Annotated in this window: 18 protein-coding genes; 4 read left to right on the forward strand and 14 right to left on the reverse strand. The window is 36.7% G+C overall.

Translation table 11 applies throughout. From position 1 onward, the window contains the following. Positions 1-11: 11 nt before the first annotated feature. From IGL24_RS15290 to IGL24_RS15315, 6 genes are all read right to left on the reverse strand, one after another. A complete protein-coding gene (locus IGL24_RS15290) occupies positions 12-1,199 on the reverse strand; it encodes a restriction endonuclease subunit S (RefSeq protein ID WP_429968513.1) in 1,188 nt (395 codons plus the stop codon). Beyond that, complete coding sequence (locus tag IGL24_RS15295) at positions 1,189-2,784, reverse strand: type I restriction-modification system subunit M (protein ID WP_174094915.1); 1,596 nt, start codon at positions 2,782-2,784, stop codon at positions 1,189-1,191. Before IGL24_RS15295 ends, IGL24_RS15290 begins: the two co-directional genes overlap by 11 nt. 495 nt (positions 2,785-3,279) lie before the next feature. Beyond that, on the reverse strand, positions 3,280-4,005 hold the full coding sequence (locus IGL24_RS15300; protein WP_065095857.1) for a hypothetical protein: 726 nt from the start codon (positions 4,003-4,005) through the stop codon (positions 3,280-3,282). Between the two features lie 153 nt (positions 4,006-4,158). Beyond that, on the reverse strand, positions 4,159-4,485 hold the full coding sequence (locus tag IGL24_RS15305) for a hypothetical protein (protein WP_010783646.1): 327 nt from the start codon (positions 4,483-4,485) through the stop codon (positions 4,159-4,161). 45 nt (positions 4,486-4,530) lie between these two features. Further along, the gene (locus tag IGL24_RS15310; RefSeq protein ID WP_002324258.1) at positions 4,531-4,893 is read right to left on the reverse strand and encodes a zinc ribbon domain-containing protein; all 363 of its coding nucleotides are present in this window, start codon (positions 4,891-4,893) and stop codon (positions 4,531-4,533) included. 36 nt (positions 4,894-4,929) lie between these two features. Beyond that, a complete protein-coding gene (locus IGL24_RS15315; protein ID WP_002301910.1) occupies positions 4,930-5,145 on the reverse strand; it encodes a helix-turn-helix transcriptional regulator in 216 nt (71 codons plus the stop codon). 129 nt (positions 5,146-5,274) lie between these two features. Between IGL24_RS15315 and IGL24_RS15320 the strand changes: the two genes are divergently transcribed. Then, positions 5,275-5,604, forward strand: coding sequence for a helix-turn-helix domain-containing protein (locus IGL24_RS15320; protein WP_002392633.1), 330 nt, complete (start codon positions 5,275-5,277; stop codon positions 5,602-5,604). A gap of 22 nt (positions 5,605-5,626) precedes the next feature. On the opposite strand, the gene IGL24_RS15325 is transcribed toward IGL24_RS15320, so the two are convergent. Together IGL24_RS15325 and IGL24_RS15330 are read right to left on the reverse strand one after the other, a co-directional pair. After that, positions 5,627-6,346: a hypothetical protein gene (locus IGL24_RS15325; protein ID WP_174094914.1), complete on the reverse strand. Its 720-nt coding sequence runs from the start codon at positions 6,344-6,346 to the stop codon at positions 5,627-5,629. A gap of 338 nt (positions 6,347-6,684) precedes the next feature. Next, positions 6,685-6,945, reverse strand: coding sequence for a helix-turn-helix domain-containing protein (locus tag IGL24_RS15330; RefSeq protein WP_002341121.1), 261 nt, complete (start codon positions 6,943-6,945; stop codon positions 6,685-6,687). A gap of 256 nt (positions 6,946-7,201) precedes the next feature. Here IGL24_RS15330 and IGL24_RS15335 point away from each other — a divergent pair, with 256 nt between their 5' ends. Next, positions 7,202-7,804, forward strand: coding sequence for a helix-turn-helix domain-containing protein (locus tag IGL24_RS15335; protein WP_231112518.1), 603 nt, complete (start codon positions 7,202-7,204; stop codon positions 7,802-7,804). An 84-nt stretch (positions 7,805-7,888) separates the two neighbouring features. Then, positions 7,889-9,052 (forward strand): site-specific integrase, encoded by a 1,164-nt coding sequence (locus IGL24_RS15340; protein ID WP_065095544.1) that lies wholly within the window; start codon positions 7,889-7,891, stop codon positions 9,050-9,052. A 76-nt stretch (positions 9,053-9,128) separates the two neighbouring features. On the opposite strand, the gene mnmG is transcribed toward IGL24_RS15340, so the two are convergent. Together mnmG and mnmE are read right to left on the reverse strand one after the other, a co-directional pair. Beyond that, complete coding sequence (gene mnmG / locus IGL24_RS15345; protein ID WP_207699743.1) at positions 9,129-11,024, reverse strand: tRNA uridine-5-carboxymethylaminomethyl(34) synthesis enzyme MnmG; 1,896 nt, start codon at positions 11,022-11,024, stop codon at positions 9,129-9,131. Positions 11,025-11,041: 17 nt separating this feature from the next. Continuing rightward, on the reverse strand, positions 11,042-12,439 hold the full coding sequence (gene mnmE, locus IGL24_RS15350) for a tRNA uridine-5-carboxymethylaminomethyl(34) synthesis GTPase MnmE (protein ID WP_207699742.1): 1,398 nt from the start codon (positions 12,437-12,439) through the stop codon (positions 11,042-11,044). A 340-nt stretch (positions 12,440-12,779) separates the two neighbouring features. Between mnmE and IGL24_RS15355 the strand changes: the two genes are divergently transcribed. Continuing rightward, positions 12,780-13,118 (forward strand): heavy metal-binding domain-containing protein, encoded by a 339-nt coding sequence (locus tag IGL24_RS15355; protein WP_206856686.1) that lies wholly within the window; start codon positions 12,780-12,782, stop codon positions 13,116-13,118. 162 nt (positions 13,119-13,280) lie between these two features. Here IGL24_RS15355 and jag read toward each other — a convergent pair whose 3' ends face one another. The 4 genes from jag to rpmH all read right to left on the reverse strand — a co-directional run bounded on the left by jag (position 13,281) and on the right by rpmH (position 15,466). After that, positions 13,281-14,024 carry an RNA-binding cell elongation regulator Jag/EloR gene (jag, locus tag IGL24_RS15360; RefSeq protein ID WP_206856685.1) on the reverse strand — a complete coding sequence of 248 codons (744 nt, stop codon included), beginning with the start codon at positions 14,022-14,024 and terminating at the stop codon, positions 13,281-13,283. Between the two features lie 14 nt (positions 14,025-14,038). Continuing rightward, positions 14,039-14,860: a membrane protein insertase YidC gene (locus tag IGL24_RS15365; protein ID WP_206856684.1), complete on the reverse strand. Its 822-nt coding sequence runs from the start codon at positions 14,858-14,860 to the stop codon at positions 14,039-14,041. Beyond that, complete coding sequence (gene rnpA, locus IGL24_RS15370; protein ID WP_206856683.1) at positions 14,857-15,213, reverse strand: ribonuclease P protein component; 357 nt, start codon at positions 15,211-15,213, stop codon at positions 14,857-14,859. The genes IGL24_RS15365 and rnpA overlap by 4 nt, the downstream gene beginning before the upstream one ends. Before the next feature lie 118 nt (positions 15,214-15,331). Then, positions 15,332-15,466 carry a 50S ribosomal protein L34 gene (rpmH, locus tag IGL24_RS15375; protein WP_002293121.1) on the reverse strand — a complete coding sequence of 45 codons (135 nt, stop codon included), beginning with the start codon at positions 15,464-15,466 and terminating at the stop codon, positions 15,332-15,334. Between the last annotated feature and the right edge of the window lie 539 nt (positions 15,467-16,005).

Consider the following 16,005-nt stretch of genomic DNA (forward strand, 5'->3'; position numbering starts at 1 on the left):
ATCTTCCCTCCCTAAACAAACATCTTTTGCAAGAATCCTTTTTTCGTTTCTTTTAGTAAATCTAACTTACGTTGATGCAGAGCGATTGTGTCGTCGAGTTGTTTGAAGAAAGTGCCGATTTTTTGTTGTTCTTCAAATTTTGGAATACTGATCGGTACTTGACCAATTTCGTTCTTGTTAATTTTCTTTGGAAATGCAATATGCAATGTGCGTTTCCAAATTTGGTCTTGAACAAATGGTGCATGAATGCTTGCCTGCAAGAAGTACGGATCCAACTTTTCAGACTTGAACAACGCTAAACTCACGTAATAAGCAAGGTCTTCATCTGATTCCACAACATTCGCAGTACCAATGTCACCAATTCGTGTCATCAAAACATCACCTTTTTGTGGCCTGATTTTGAATTCAGATTCAAAGGCACCACGAGAAATGAATTTATTTGAAGTCAGAGTCTTAATGTTTTCAACGCTTAGGAACATCACACCATCATCCTGATACTTCGGAGTTTGGTGCGTTCCATCATAAATATCTGAAACCTCGTTCAACTTACGCTCTTCCCAATCTCCCGTAAAACAAGGAAAACGAATTTCTGGCACTTTTGCTCCGTTTTTAGGGAACATTTTTTGTAAGAATCCTTTTTTCGTTTCCTTCAGCAAATCTAACTTACGTTGATGCAGAGCGATTGTGTCGTCGAGTTGTTTGAAGAAAGAGCCGATTTTTTGTTGTTCTGTTATATCAATTGGAAATTGAAATTCCCTTTCCTCCATACTTCCCTTAGTAATATGAATCATTGTGGAACCATTAGTACTTTGTTTTATTCTTTCTTTATCAGTAAGTAACCATGTATATAAATAGTGTTTATCAATCGAATTATCAGTAACTTCAAGTTTCCATATATGATAATGATAGATTACTTTTTCTTCATTCCAAATTTCAGGCCCAAAACTAGTAGCCCAAAGATATAATAGATCTCCTGAATTAGCATATTTGTTTTCATCCAGTTCTAGATTTGAATAATACCACTTGTCATTAGTATTGAAATTTCCAACTCTTAAGACTCTATATTTACCAACATCAAGTAATTCCTGTTGTTTATATGCTTTGCCATTCAAAAATTTTACACAAGTTCCCAACTTACGCTGTTCCCAATCTTCCGTAAATCCAGGAAAACGGATTTCTGGTTGTGCATCATTGCTCATGTTTGAACACCTCCAGTGCACTTTGCAACCACTCTTCATTTTCAGGTGTTGTTTGCAGGGAAGAGATCGCTTCTAAAAGTTCTTTTTCTAGCACTTGCTGTTCTTGTCGTATCTTCTTGATGTCATTTCCGACATGAACCATATCAATTAGTTCTTCTTCCTCAAACGTATCTACATAGCGTGGGATATTTAAGTTATAGTCATTTTCTTTGATTTCATCAAAGGTTGCCAAATGAGCGTATTTCTCGACATCTTTTCTTTCAGCGTAGGTTTCGAGGATTTTTTGAATGTTTTCTTCCGATAGTTTGTTTTGATTTTTCCCTTTGACAAATTCTCGACTAGCGTCAATGAATAATACATCTCGAGTTTGGCGGTTCTTTTTCAATACAATCACCGTCGTGGGAATCGATGTACCAAAGAACAAGTTCGCAGGCATACCAATCACAGCATAAATACTGCCGTCTTCTAATAATTTTTGACGAATGACCCCTTCTGCAGCGCCACGAAATAAAACTCCGTGTGGCAAGACGATAGCCATGGTCCCTGTTTCCTTCAAATGATAGAAACCGTGAAGAAGAAACGCAAAATCTGCTTTGGATTTTGGCGCTAATTTCCCGTAGCGATTAAACCGAGAATCATCTAAGAAGGTCGTATCTGCTGACCAATTAGCCGAATAAGGTGGATTCATCACTACTGCATCAAATGTGTAAGGTTCATCTGTTGGCCAGTCCTTATTCAACGTATCCCCATTGCGGAGATTCATTTCTTCGGCATCTACCCCATGTAAAATCAAGTTCATTTTTGCTAGATTGTATGTCGTTGTATTTAGTTCTTGCCCATGATATTTAACGTTATCTGGATGAATTAAGTAGTTACGTACATTTAACATCAAGGAACCTGAACCCATGGTTGGGTCAAAGACACTAAAGAAAGGGCGTTCTTTTTGATCTAGTGTCACGATTTGTGCCATCATATCAGAAACCATGTGAGGTGTATAAAATTCTCCGGCTTTCTTCCCTGCTTCTGAAGCAAATTGACTGATCAGAAATTCATACGCATCCCCGATCACATCCCCATCGTGACCTAAAACTTCCACGTCATTCAATTTCTTGATCACTTCGGTAATCGTCACATTTCGTTGTTGCTCATCTGTTCCTAGTTTTTTTGATTGGAGATCCACATCATCAAATAACCCATTAAATTGATTGTAGGTAGATGCCAATTGCACAAAGGCTTTGTTTAGATCGTTCAATTGGAACGTTGCTTGTTTTGCTTGATCCGCTAAGACGTTGAAAAGATACTCTGGTGCAATCGCATATCCCAAAATATCAACGATTGTAGCAATCAGATCTTCTTTTGATTCTTCATCTGAAAGTAATTCACGATACAACATTGTTTGTTTGCTTACTGTGTCATATTCCTCTAAGGATTCATCTGCTAAAAGAACCACTTGTTCCAGCAAACGGTCGGATAAATATTTATAGAAAATCAGCCCCAATAAATAATTTTTATATTCTGACGCATCCATTTTACTACGGAGATTATCTGCCGCACTAAATAACTTCTGATTTAATTCTGCACCCAAAAGATACACTCCTATCTCCTATTTAAAGTTGCTATATACCCTCTTATTTTAGCACACTCCCTTTTAGAAAAAGAAAAAAACTTATTCTTGCTAATAAACTACGTGAAAGGAGTCTAACGTTGTTTGATATAACTTAGACTGATCGTTAACTTATTTTTTATATTTCTACATAGTTATCTTTAGAACCATTTCAGATACATATGAAACAATTACATATGATTTTTTCATAAAAAACAGTACTGTCTAGTAGTATAAAATATACAAATTTCTTAAAAATTTTTTCACTAAAATCACTACCTGAAACAGTCTAAAACACTTATATATCAACGTTTAATGAAACTATCTCCGTTTCATTTCAGATACAAATAAATATAGTCGGGCTCCAAATCCGAAAAAAAAATACCCCCAGTAGCTTATCCTAAGCTACTGGAGATGTATAAGTACGGTCATATAACAACGGGGTAGGGTAAATGAATGAAAAAGATGGAAGAATCATTATTCAATAACTTTTTTAAATACTTCGTTGTAATCAGTTACCTGTCCGTTCTTAAATACCACAGAATAATCTTTTTTCCCATTTTCAAGTAACCTAAGTGGAATATCTTTACCAACTTGCTCTGTCACTGCATTACTGATACCTGTTAGATTAGCTAATAAATCTGATAAAGATTGAGCATCTGTAGAAATCTCTGTATCAGTATTTATCGTGATTCCTTTATCTTCATTTACAAGTTTCCAAGTAGGTGGTATAGCTGTGTATGTTTCTACAAATGAATTAAGTTTTTCATTAAGTGGCTTCTCTTTTATATTTCCATCTAAAAACTCTATATATATGGCTTGAGCCATACTAAAATAAAGCTGGCCTTGTTCCAATAATTTTACATCATTAGTTAGTAAAGCTGTGTTCACGTTATCAATCGCTTCAAGAAGAGTATCTTTGGTGTCCCTAACAGCTTTAGGTGTGCCTTCTGGAATTTCCCTACTTGATACCTCGTCCATTTTATCTTCCATAAAACCCTTAAAATCATATCTTTCTCCCAAATCCATAGAAGTTTTTGAGAAAGCTTTCATTTCTGAGTCTATTTCTTCAATAATATTTAACATGTCTGATACATATTGTTTAGGCTGATTCGTTTTTAATCTATATGTGGTAAATATCTCAATTCCTCCAATCATCAATAAAATTGCCAAACAAATCCATAATAATTTTTTCTTTTTCATTTTTCCTCCTATATACTGCTGTTATAACAGTGACTAATGTAAAGATTTTCCCAATAATAATTAAACTATTATTTACAGGGAATCAAAAAAACTCCTTAGTAAGCTTACACCTTTAGGAGTTCCCGTTTGGACGGTATGCATAATATATTTAAATCAATTTAACATTAACACCTCAGTATATGGTATCTCTACATAAACACGGTCTTTCTTTGGGTAGTATTCTATATTTATATTAATAGCACTTCCATTGTCTAATATAGCTTTAGCCCGGTATGTGTTATCTCCATTTTCATGAGTGATTGTCACATCATCACATGTCCGATTTAAACTGTACTGTTCTTGTAAAATCTGTGTTACCAATGGTTTCGATGACTTCTCTAATCCTGATGTACCTGTCATTTTTGAAAAAATGATACCTATAATAGCCAAGACAACGATACCTATAATGACAAACTTCTTGTTCATATTTACTTTATTCAACTTTTTATCTCCTATCTCCAAAATAATTTGCTCTTATCCCTCTTATCAGTACATTGACATCCCTAAAAGTACACCAAAGATTGCTCCAGCTACCCCTGCTATCATCAAAATCGTACCCATTTTCTCATCTTTTTCTCGATATAAGTAGCCCATAATAACAGCAACAGCACCAAATACAACAGGAATAAATGCTAACGATACTACCATAGAAATCCAACCAATAATCAAATACAGCTTCCCTGTCTCTTGTCCATGTACGATTTGTTCCTTCATTTCATTAATTGTCTGCTCAGTACTTTTCTTTACTGCGTCTGCTCCGGTTGTCTCATCTGTTTCTTGTAGTGCTCCGCAAAACTGGCAATACTTACTTTCATCTGTTATTTCTTTGCCACATTTTCTACAATACATGTCTTCTCCTCCTAAAAACATTCAATTGTTTATTAGTTAACTATTTACTTTATTAAATACATCAGAAAACAGCTCATTCATTGGTACACTTAATATCTCAGAAAGCATTTTCATTTGATAGGGTTTAGGAATCGTTCTCCCTGTTTGCCACGAACTTACACATTGCTGTGTAACATTCATTTTTTTGGCTAACTCAATTTGAGAAAAGCCTTTTTCTTTTCTGTATCGGCTGAGATTACTTACTTTTTTCATGATTCTCCCCTCCTGTTTTATTATATACAACAACATGATGTATTTCAACTCATAAAATATATAAAAACTTCAAATGTCATTACAAATACAACAACTTGTTGTAATCTACTGAGAAGAGGGGGTGTCTTAATGAAACAGAAACAATATGCAAAAGTCATTAAAGAGAAACGAAAAGCTCTTGGGTGGACACAAAAAGAATTAGCTGAAAAAATCTTCTCTACACAACAGGCAGTAGCAAGATGGGAAAATTCTGTAACAGAACCTAACCTTGATAGCTTAACAGCTCTTTCTAGAGCCCTAGGAACCCCTGTAAGCCATTTTCTAGATGAAGAGATGATTGAAACGGAGGAAGACTTTGTGACCTTGTATCGATCGCTCAGCCCCCATGATAGAGAGAGAACAATTGATTATATGAAATTATTAAAAAAGCAAGAATTTGAACGAAATGAATTTGCTTAAAGAAAGAGCTTACTACGAAATGTTAAGCACTTTCTTTTAGTATATTGATGACTTTATTATGCAATCGAGCAATTTGTCTGTTGGCTGACTCCAGTTTTATACCTTGTTTTTTTGCGATTTTTTCTGGTACCATTGTTACTATATCTGTTAGAAGTATAATGTCTTTTATATTTAATCCATTCATAATGTCCTCTCTCATTTCTATATTTCTTTGGTGACTAGATACATTGTCAGAAAGAACACAGATTGATACATTGTCTGGTGTACTAACTGTAGACAGTCTCTCCTCATATCTACTTATACTAGATAAATGATTTTTTTTAATCCATTCTTGCATCTCAATTGATAAATTGCCATATCTTTTTTCAAATTCCTTTTCTCGATCTTTTTGACTTCGCCTTTTCATGTTAAGTTCCATTTCGAAAAACCTGTCTTTTGTTGCACGTTGCGAATTTGATAAGATTCTTTTTATTTCAAGTTCACTTTCTGAACAATCCTTTAAAAGAAAGTCCTCATAAGAAAGTCCGTAACTTAAAGTACTATACCGCTTTTTTCCATTGTTTAACTCATAGAATAAACTATAATCAAATTCCGCCTTTATAGTCTCTCTGTCCCAACGTTGATATGGGAGAAAAAGTGAAATAAGATGTTTGAGAACCCACTTACCTTTTTTTGTCTTCTTTATTTTCCAAATGATATCTTGGAATCGTCTTGTATCTATCTTAGTAATATTTTTTTTCATTTTTTTACCTACTTTCTGTCTGTTTTTATGTTTTTTCGCCCCTAGTAATTATGAAAAGGTCAATAAATAATAAGAACAATATTTAATTTAGTAACTTCATACATATATAAATATCACTTCTGGTATTAAACTATGAGATAAATACCTAGTTAAATATTTAATTTATATACATATATCAAAAAACTATTATACTCAGGAGGGGCTCTGCCCCTCCCTCGGTCAATCTGAAAGATTGTGGGGGTTTGGGGCGCATAGCCCCAAGGTCTTAAAAGCCCTTATTTTGTTTTTAAGAAAACATATTCATTTGATCAATTATAAATGGTTGATTCATCAGTTACCTAATACTTATTTTCATCTAAAAACTGAATGATATCAGTTTTTTTATAAAGACATAAACCATCTATAGTAACCCGTTTTAAACCTTTTCTTCTTAGCTTAGTCAAGCTATTAGTAGATATCCCCCCTAAATAAGCTTTAGTCTCCTCCGTAGTCAAATACTCTCTATACCGAGAACTATCTTGATTCCATGATTCAAATATAATGCTTATCTCTTTTTTCATTTCCTCTAACAGCCCGTCAGTGTTTACTAACAACTCCATAAAAAAACCTCCTAAAAACCAATTAAAAGAACAACTTCCATGCCAACATAATATACTCATCCGGTTTACTACGCAAGCCTATTTTTTATAAAAAAACGCACAAAAATAGGGCTATTGTTTTTTGTCAATAGCCCTAATCTGTCTCACCTAAACCCTTATTTATTGAAAATATTATATAACATAAAAAAATTCATGTCAAAAAAATATTGTTTACAAAGTAAACAGTAATATGCTATCGTAAATACAGGTGATGAATATGAAAGAACACAAATATTATTTCTTTGACAAATCTGCTATCGGTAAGAGAATCAAAGCTATACGTGAAAATTTCGATTGTACGATGGAACAATTTGGTCAATTGATTGGAACAACCAAAGTAGCGGTTTATAACTGGGAAACAGGAAAAAGATTTCCTAGCGATGATAGTCTTGAATGGATTGCTCTTTTAGGTAAAACAACTGTGGAATGGATTGTATACGGAGATATAGAAGAATATATATTGTCTTTATCAACAATAGACTCTTCAATCTACACTCAGTTAAAGAGTTTTTACACGAACCACTGTGCAAACAATGTAAGTTTATTTGAACGATACGAGAAGGCTACGACAGAAACAAGAACAGATATAGTCAAGCAAGTGGTTAACGACTATGCTAGAAGAAATTTATTAATCTACTCACAATTAAAGCACGTTTTTGACTCTTTTATGTTGACCATGGAAGATGCGTTATCCAAACAAGACATAGTAGAACTACCTGATGATCTAAAAAGTTCATTATCAAAAATAAAAAAGAAAAGTTTATCACACAAAGGCATAGATTCTTTATTGAAATCAATTCGTAATTATTTAGAAGATTAATTTGAAAGGTGGGATGCAATGATTTTCCTTTATAGCCAATAAGCTCTCAGCGGGCTTCTATGGCTTCTTCAAGGAGGAATTACAATGCCAACTATACAACAATACAAAAAAAGCGATGGCACCACAGCTTGGCTTTACAAAGTTTACATGGGCAAAGACCCGATGACAGGTAAAGAAAAACGAACGACACGTAGAGGATTCAAAACAAAAAAAGAAGCCTCTTTAGACTTGTCTCGATTCCAGTTAGAAATCGAATCTAATGGAATATGTCAACACTCTATCAAGACGTTCTATGAGTTATATGATCTATGGATGAGCCAACACGTTAAAAATATTCGAAACACAACAGAGCAACGGATCAAGAATCACTTCACGAACCAAATCCTTCCCTCTTTTGGAAAAATGAAGTTAGAGGCTATCACTCCTGCTACATGTCAAAAAATACTAACTGAATGGTCAATGAAGTATCATTCTTACCAGAAAATAAAGAGTTACACTTCACAGGTATTCAACTACGGTATATTGATTGGTGTGATCAAGACCAATCCCATGGAACGTACCATTACACCTAGGTCTAATCATGACTCTGCTGAGATCGAAGCGGAGTTTTACACGAAAGAAGAGCTTCGACAATTCTTTGATTGCTTGCAAGAGCTGAAAGATGATCGTGCTCTAGCATTTTTTAGACTAGCTGCTTATACAGGAGCTAGGAAGGGGGAAATACTTGGGCTGACATGGAAAGACATCGACTTTGATAAAAAGACTGTGCAGTTCAATAAAACGCTAGTAGAGCTATCTGATGGCTCTCTATGTATCAATCCTACGAAGACAGAGTCATCTAAGAGAATAATCACAATAGACGACGGGACTTTGACCATACTTAAGAAGTGGAAACGTACCGTCATAAAAAAAAATCTCTCTAGAGGTATCAGAATCGATAATATGGATGATGTACCTGTTATCAGCACTATTAAAGCAAATAAAAAAAGGGACTTCCTCTATAAGGGCTACCCTAATCATGTAATGAGTAAAGTAGCTAGGAAGTTCCCTGATATGAAAATAATCAAAGTTCACGGTTTTAGAAAGACTCATGCCACCTTGCTATTTGAAGCGGGTGCACAAGTAAAAGATGTACAGAATAGACTCGGACATTCTTCATCCAAAACAACCATGGATATCTATATCCAAGTATCGACAAATCGACAAGAGGAGACAGTCCAATTATTCGATTCTTATATGAACGCTTGATAGGCGGAGTCAAAAACGGAGTCAGCGTATACTAAAAGGACTCATTTTTTAACATGAGTCCTTTCGTATCAATGCTTTAAGCCTGCACTTTCGCAATCTTCCCTTGTTCAATATACACCATCAAGATGCTTAGATCTGCTGGATTGACACCGCTGATGCGGCTTGCTTGGGCGATGGTTTCTGGACGGATTTTTTGAAGTTTTTGTTTTGCTTCAGTTGCTAATCCGTTGATCGCAGCATAATCAATATTTTCTGGGATGCGTTTTGCTTCCATCCGTTTTAGTTTTTCTACTTTTTCTAATGCTTTTTTGATATAGCCTTCGTATTTCAATTGGATTTCGACTTGCTCGATTTCTTTGCGTGTTAATTCCTCATTTTCAGGAATGAATCGTAAGAGATCTGCATAAGAGATTTCCGGACGACGCAAGAAGTCACTGGCTAATACGCCATCTTTTAATGGAGCAGCATTCAAGCTTGCTAAAAAGGCTTGAACTTCTTCTGTTGGTTTGATCCGAACGTTCATCAATCGTTTGATTTCTTGTTCTACTGCTGCTTTCTTTTTCAAATAAGCGGCGTACTGCTCTTCTTTTACCAAACCAATGTGGTGACCCATTTCCGTTAAGCGTAGGTCAGCGTTGTCATGACGAAGAAGTAAACGATATTCTGCCCGAGATGTCAGTAAACGGTACGGTTCATTCGTTCCTTTTGTCACTAAATCATCGATCATGACACCGATATAGCCATCGCTTCGTTTGATAACTAATGGCTCTTTGCCTTGGACTTTCAATGCCGCATTGATTCCTGCAATCAATCCTTGTCCTGCCGCTTCTTCGTACCCGCTTGTGCCATTTGTTTGGCCAGCTGTGTAAAGGTTCTCTACGACTTTGGTTTCTAATGTAGGACGTAACTGATGTGGTTCAACGACATCGTACTCGATAGCATAGCCTGTACGCATCATTTCTGCTTTTTCTAAGCCAGCAATCGAATGCAGCATATCCACTTGGACATCTTCTGGAAGTGAAGTTGAAAGCCCTTGGACATAAACTTCTTCCGTATTCAATCCTTCTGGTTCTAAAAATAATTGATGACGTGGTTTATCCGCAAAACGAACGATTTTATCTTCGATTGACGGGCAGTAACGCGCACCGACACCTTCAACGATTCCTGTAAACATTGGTGCACGATGAAGATTGTCACGAATGATTTGATGGGTCGTTTCACCAGTATAAGTTAACCAACATGGTTCTTGGTTTAAGTTATAGGCACTGTCTGGTGTCGCAAAACTAAAATGATTTGGCTCCTTGTCACCAGGTTGTTCTTCTGTGACAGAGTAATCGATCGTACTTGATTTCACACGTGGCGGAGTCCCAGTTTTAAAACGATCAATCGCAAAACCTAATTCTTTTAAGTGATTCGCTAAACCAATCGATGGTTGTGAGTTATTGGGACCGGATGAATATTTTAATTCACCGATGATGATCTCCCCACGCAATGCTGTACCCGCAGTGATAACGACTGCTTTTGAACGATAACTCGCTCCTGTTGAAGTTACTACACCACGACAAACACCATCTTCAACGATCAATTCTTCAACGATTCCTTGTCTTAATGTCAAATTCTCTTCTTTTTCAATCGTATGTTTCATTTCATTGGCATAGGCGTGCTTGTCTGCTTGCGCACGTAATGCTCGGACAGCAGGGCCTTTTCCAGTGTTTAACATTCTCATTTGAATGTATGTTTTATCAATGTTTTTACCCATTTCACCACCTAGTGCGTCGATCTCACGAACAACAACACCTTTGGCTGGACCGCCGACGGAAGGGTTACATGGCATAAATGCCACCATGTCTAAATTGATCGTTAACAGTAACGTTTTTGACCCCATGCGTGCAGCAGCCAAAGCGGCTTCTGAACCAGCATGTCCTGCTCCGACAACGATCACATCATATTCTTCTGCTTGATAATGATTCAAGAACTGTTCCTCCTTTATTATTTTCCGAGACAGAATTGACTGAACAATTGTGTGATCAATTCATCTTGGACACTATCTCCTACGACTTCACCGAGGTAATCCCAGCATCGTGTCATATCCATTTGGACTAGGTCGACGGGCATTCCTGCATCGATTCCCGCGATTACTTCTTGTAACGAAATAGCCGCTTTTTCTAGTAAGGCAATATGTCGTGTGTTGGATACATAAGTTGCATCTCTTTCTCCCGTTTGCCCACCGAAAAACAACTCAGAAATTGCTGTTTCTAATCGATCTAATCCTTCATTCTTAGCAACCGATACAGCGAATACCGGCTCATCTTCAATTAATGAGGCAAGCTTTTCTTCCTCTAGTTGTTTCGGTAAATCTGTTTTATTCAATAAAATGATCCGTTTCAAGCCTTTTGTTGCTTCCAATAACTGTTCATCTTCAATCGTTAATGGCTCGCTTTGATTCAAGACAAGTAAGATCAATTCAGATTCAGCTAAAGCTTTACGGCTGCGGGCGACACCGATTTGTTCGACGATATCTTCTGTTTCCCGAATACCTGCTGTATCGATCAACTTCAATGGTACGCCGCGAACATTGACGTATTCTTCGATCACATCTCTTGTCGTTCCCGCAATATCCGTCACGATCGCTTTTTCTTCACGTAATAAATGGTTCAATAAGCTTGATTTCCCAACGTTTGGGCGACCAATGATAGCTGTGCTTAACCCTTCTCGTAAAACCTTCCCTTGTTGTGAAGTCGCTAAAAGAACTTCAATACGTTGTTGGATCATCTGTGCTTTTTCTAATAGAAGTTTTGTTGTCAATTCTTCGACATCATCATATTCAGGGTAATCGATATTCACTTCGACTTGTGCCAATGTTTCTAAAATCTCTTGTCGAAGAGAACGGATCAGCGCAGAAAGGTTTCCGTCTAATTGGTTCAATGCCACGCCCATCGCCTTATCTGTTTTTGCACGGATCAAATCCATGACTGCCTCTGCTTGAGACAAATCAACACGGCCATTTAGAAATGCGCGTTTCGTAAATTCTCCTGGTTCTGCTAAACGTGCACCTTCTCTTAATAGAAGCTGTAAAATTTGATTGACGACGACGATTCCACCATGACAATTGATTTCCACGACATCTTCACGGGTGAACGTTTTTGGTGCGCGCATCACAGATACCATCACTTCATCCACTAATTGTTCACTTTTGGGATCAACGATATGCCCATAGTGAATCGTATGACTAGGAACATCCAACAACTGCTTATTGCCGTTTTGATAGACTTTATTGGCGATGGTTAGCGCTTGATCACCGCTTAAACGCACAATGCTTATCGCTCCTTCACCAGGTGGCGTAGAGATTGCTGCGATCGTATCAAATTCTAAGGTTATTTCAGCCATTTTTTCACTTCCTTTTTCATTTTACGCACAAAAAAAGTGCCCACTTCACCCTTTGCAATAAATGGTGAACTTCGCACTTTGACTGCTTGTTCTGTTTAAATTCTGGTCATAGACTATCATATCTATTTCTAGTAATCAAGCTTTTTTGTCTATTTTTACGAGAGTGATTACTCATTCTTAAACTTTTTCTGCGCAAGATTGTTTTGGTTAGATGTATTCATTAGATAACGCGCTATAGAAGTAAATCTACTCTTATATCTTTATCTTTGTTCCAAAAAACGTTACACTTAAATTGTAACGGTATCTACATACTTTTTCTTTACCGAAAGGAGCAAAAAATATGGCCCAATTTAAACCAAGTGCAGTGGACGGGATAGATGATCCAAGGATCAATGAAGTCGTACTATCAACGGGGAATATCAATCAAAAATATATCGTCAGAGACATCGTATTTGTCGCGGAATGTATTGAAGCGGACTTATTCGATCCTACATTCAATAGTGATGATATGTTTTTAACGACGAAACAGAAATTGAAAAAGAAAGTGTTAGATTATGGCGCAAATGCTGTCATCAATTGCCACTTTGAGTATCAGCAAAAATCGCGAGATGGAAAACAGGTCATTGAGCTTTTTGCCTATGGTACCGTGATCCAATTTGTTCAAACAACGATTGGCTGATCAACAAAAAAACGTGCAGAGCGAATGCTCTGCACGTTTTTTCTACCAAAGTAAAGACTACCATCGTATACTCCGATAAGAATGATTTCTAATAAAATATACTTTGTTTGAAAAAGTTTGTCAATCTGATCGTACGATTTCGAATCATTTGATGCGTAGTAGTTATCTGACTGGCTCGACAACTAAGTAACGATATGGTTCATCACCTTCTGAGTGAGTTTGCACTCCTTCATGTTTACTTAACGCCGCATGGATCTGTTTACGCTCAAAGGCGGGCATTGGTTCTAAAAACACGGGTTGTCCTGTACGTAAGACTTTTTCTGCCGTACGCTCAGCTAGACGTTGAATGATTTCTTGTCTTTTCTCGCGATAATTTCCAACATTTACCACTACGGATAATTTGTTACCGGCAACTCGGTGAATAAACACTTGTGCTAAATATTGTAAGGCATTCAGCGTTTTTCCATGTTTACCGATCAACAAACCTTGTTTATCCGTTTCTAGATGGAAAACGATCGAATTTGCTTCTCTTGTCATTTTTACTACAGCTGGCGCATTCAGTTGTTGGGAGATCTCCGTGAGATAGGTTGCTAATTCCGATAAAGCTGCTTCGTCACCTAATTCACTTTTCTCTTCAATCGATTCCTCAGGTTCGATTTCATCCGTAATTTCTGTTTGAACAGATGTTTCTTCCAATACTTCTTCTACGGTTTCTTCAATCGTTTCAGATACAGCCTCGCTGATATTCGGTTCGATTGAAAGTTTGGCATTTCTTTTTCCCATTCCGAGAAATCCTTTTTTTCCTTCATCAAGTATCTCAATAGCGACTTGCTCTTTTGCTAGTCCTAATTCATTCAATCCAATTTCAACAGCTTCATCTACGGTTGCAGCTTCATAAATCGGCATTTGCATTCCCTCCCTTATTTTTTACGTTTTTTCTTAGGATTTTGTGCTTTACGCAATGCGCGTTCTTTTTCACGGATGCGTTGCGCTTCTTCTTCGCGCTCACGTTTGATTTTAAATGGATTATTGATCAATAGTGTTTGGAACACTTGGAAAGCATTGGATACTACCCAGTATAATGAAAGACCACTGGCTAAGTTGACACCCATAACTAAGATCATCACTGGCATCGCAAAGTTCATGACTTTCAAGGAAGCATTCGATTCTACTTGGCTCATACTTGATAGATACGTACTTGCAAAAGTAAAGATCGCAGCCAAGACTGGTAAAATAAAGGTTGGGTCAGAGTTCCCTAAGTTCAACCATAAGAAGTGACCTTGACTTAACTCAGGAACACGAGAGATCGATTGCCACAAAGCCATCAAGATTGGCATTTGTACTAATAATGGAAGACATCCCGCATAAGGATTCACACCATTTTCGGCATATAATCGTTGTTGTGCTTCTCTTAACTTGCTTTGTGTTTCAGGGTCTTTTGAACTATATTCTTGTTGGATCGCTTTTAGTTTTGGTTGAAGTTCTTGGGTCTTACGCATGCTTTTTGTTTGGAAATGCATCAATGGTAATAAAATCACTCGAATGATGATCGTGAATAAGATGATCCCGATGCCGACATTCCCAAATGACAATGCTTTAATCGCTTCTGCAAAATAATAAACAATGTAGCGATCCCAAATTCCTGTACTTTGTGCGCTGACTTCTCCAGTTCCACAACCGGATAAGACGATGATCAGACCGACAAGCCCGGCCATCAAAAGTAAACGTTTGTATTTCTTCACTTACTCTTTTCCTCTCTGTCGATTATTTTTGCAAGCTTTAAGACGTGGACTAAGTTGGAGCGAATCTCATCGTAAGTCAATCCTTTAATGCTTGGTCTAGCAATCACAATAAAATCTAATTCCGGCTCGATCTCTTCTTTTAATGAATAAATCGCTGCACGGATCTTTCGTTTTACTTCATTGCGACATACAGCGTTTCCGACTTTCTTACCTACAGATAAGCCAACACGAAAATGCGGTTGCTCGTTCTTTTCTAAGCGGTACACGACAAACTTACGGTTAGCAAAGGAAGCGCCAGTTTGAAACACCGCTTGGAACTCTCGTTCTTTTTTCACTCGATACGCTTTTCTCATTCGTTTTCTTTCCTTTTCTATCTCTCACTTACGTTCCCAATCATACCATATTTACTATAAGTCTTTCACCCTTTCCCCTAAAAAAGGGCATAAAAAAAACCACTGTAACCCCAGTGGTCTAAGCTGAAAGAACTTTTCTTCCTTTACGACGACGGCTAGCTAAAACACGACGTCCATTTTTAGTACTCATACGTTTACGGAATCCGTGAACTTTTTGACGTTTACGTTTATTTGGTTGGTATGTTCTTTTCATCTTGTTCCACCTCCAGAAATTCTTATCTACATGTACATGAATTAAACACAGACATACTTTGATAGTATAACGAGTACATAGGGGATTTGTCAATATAAAAAAAGCTTTTATCTATAAAATAATTCTTCGTTTTATCCACAATAGGTATTTTTCTCTCTGTGTTTTCAATGTGGATAAAGTTATGCACAAAAGTTTTCCACAGCATTTTGACCTCAGTTTTTACACAGAATAAACAGCTGAAAATAAGAAATCCACAAATTCTTTATTTTCTGTGTATTAATTTCTGTATCTATTGTCCTTATTACATTTTTTATCCACAACATGCTGGGGAAATCGTTACTTATCCAGCAGTTATCCACCTGTTGATTACTCTTGTGGATATCTTTTTTTCCTCTCTGTGATTTTCTTCTTTTTTTTCCTTCTGGATAATGTGGATAATTGTTATAAAAAATATTTTTCTTTTCTTTCTGTGGAAAACTTTTGTAAAAAATGCTAAATTAGTACTAGCTATTTACTTTTAATGAAGGAGGAGGCCTTGT

It is taken from the genome of Enterococcus sp. DIV2371, assembly GCF_050498525.1.
In the GTDB taxonomy this organism is placed as follows: Bacteria; Bacillota; Bacilli; order Lactobacillales; family Enterococcaceae; genus Enterococcus_B; species Enterococcus_B mangumiae.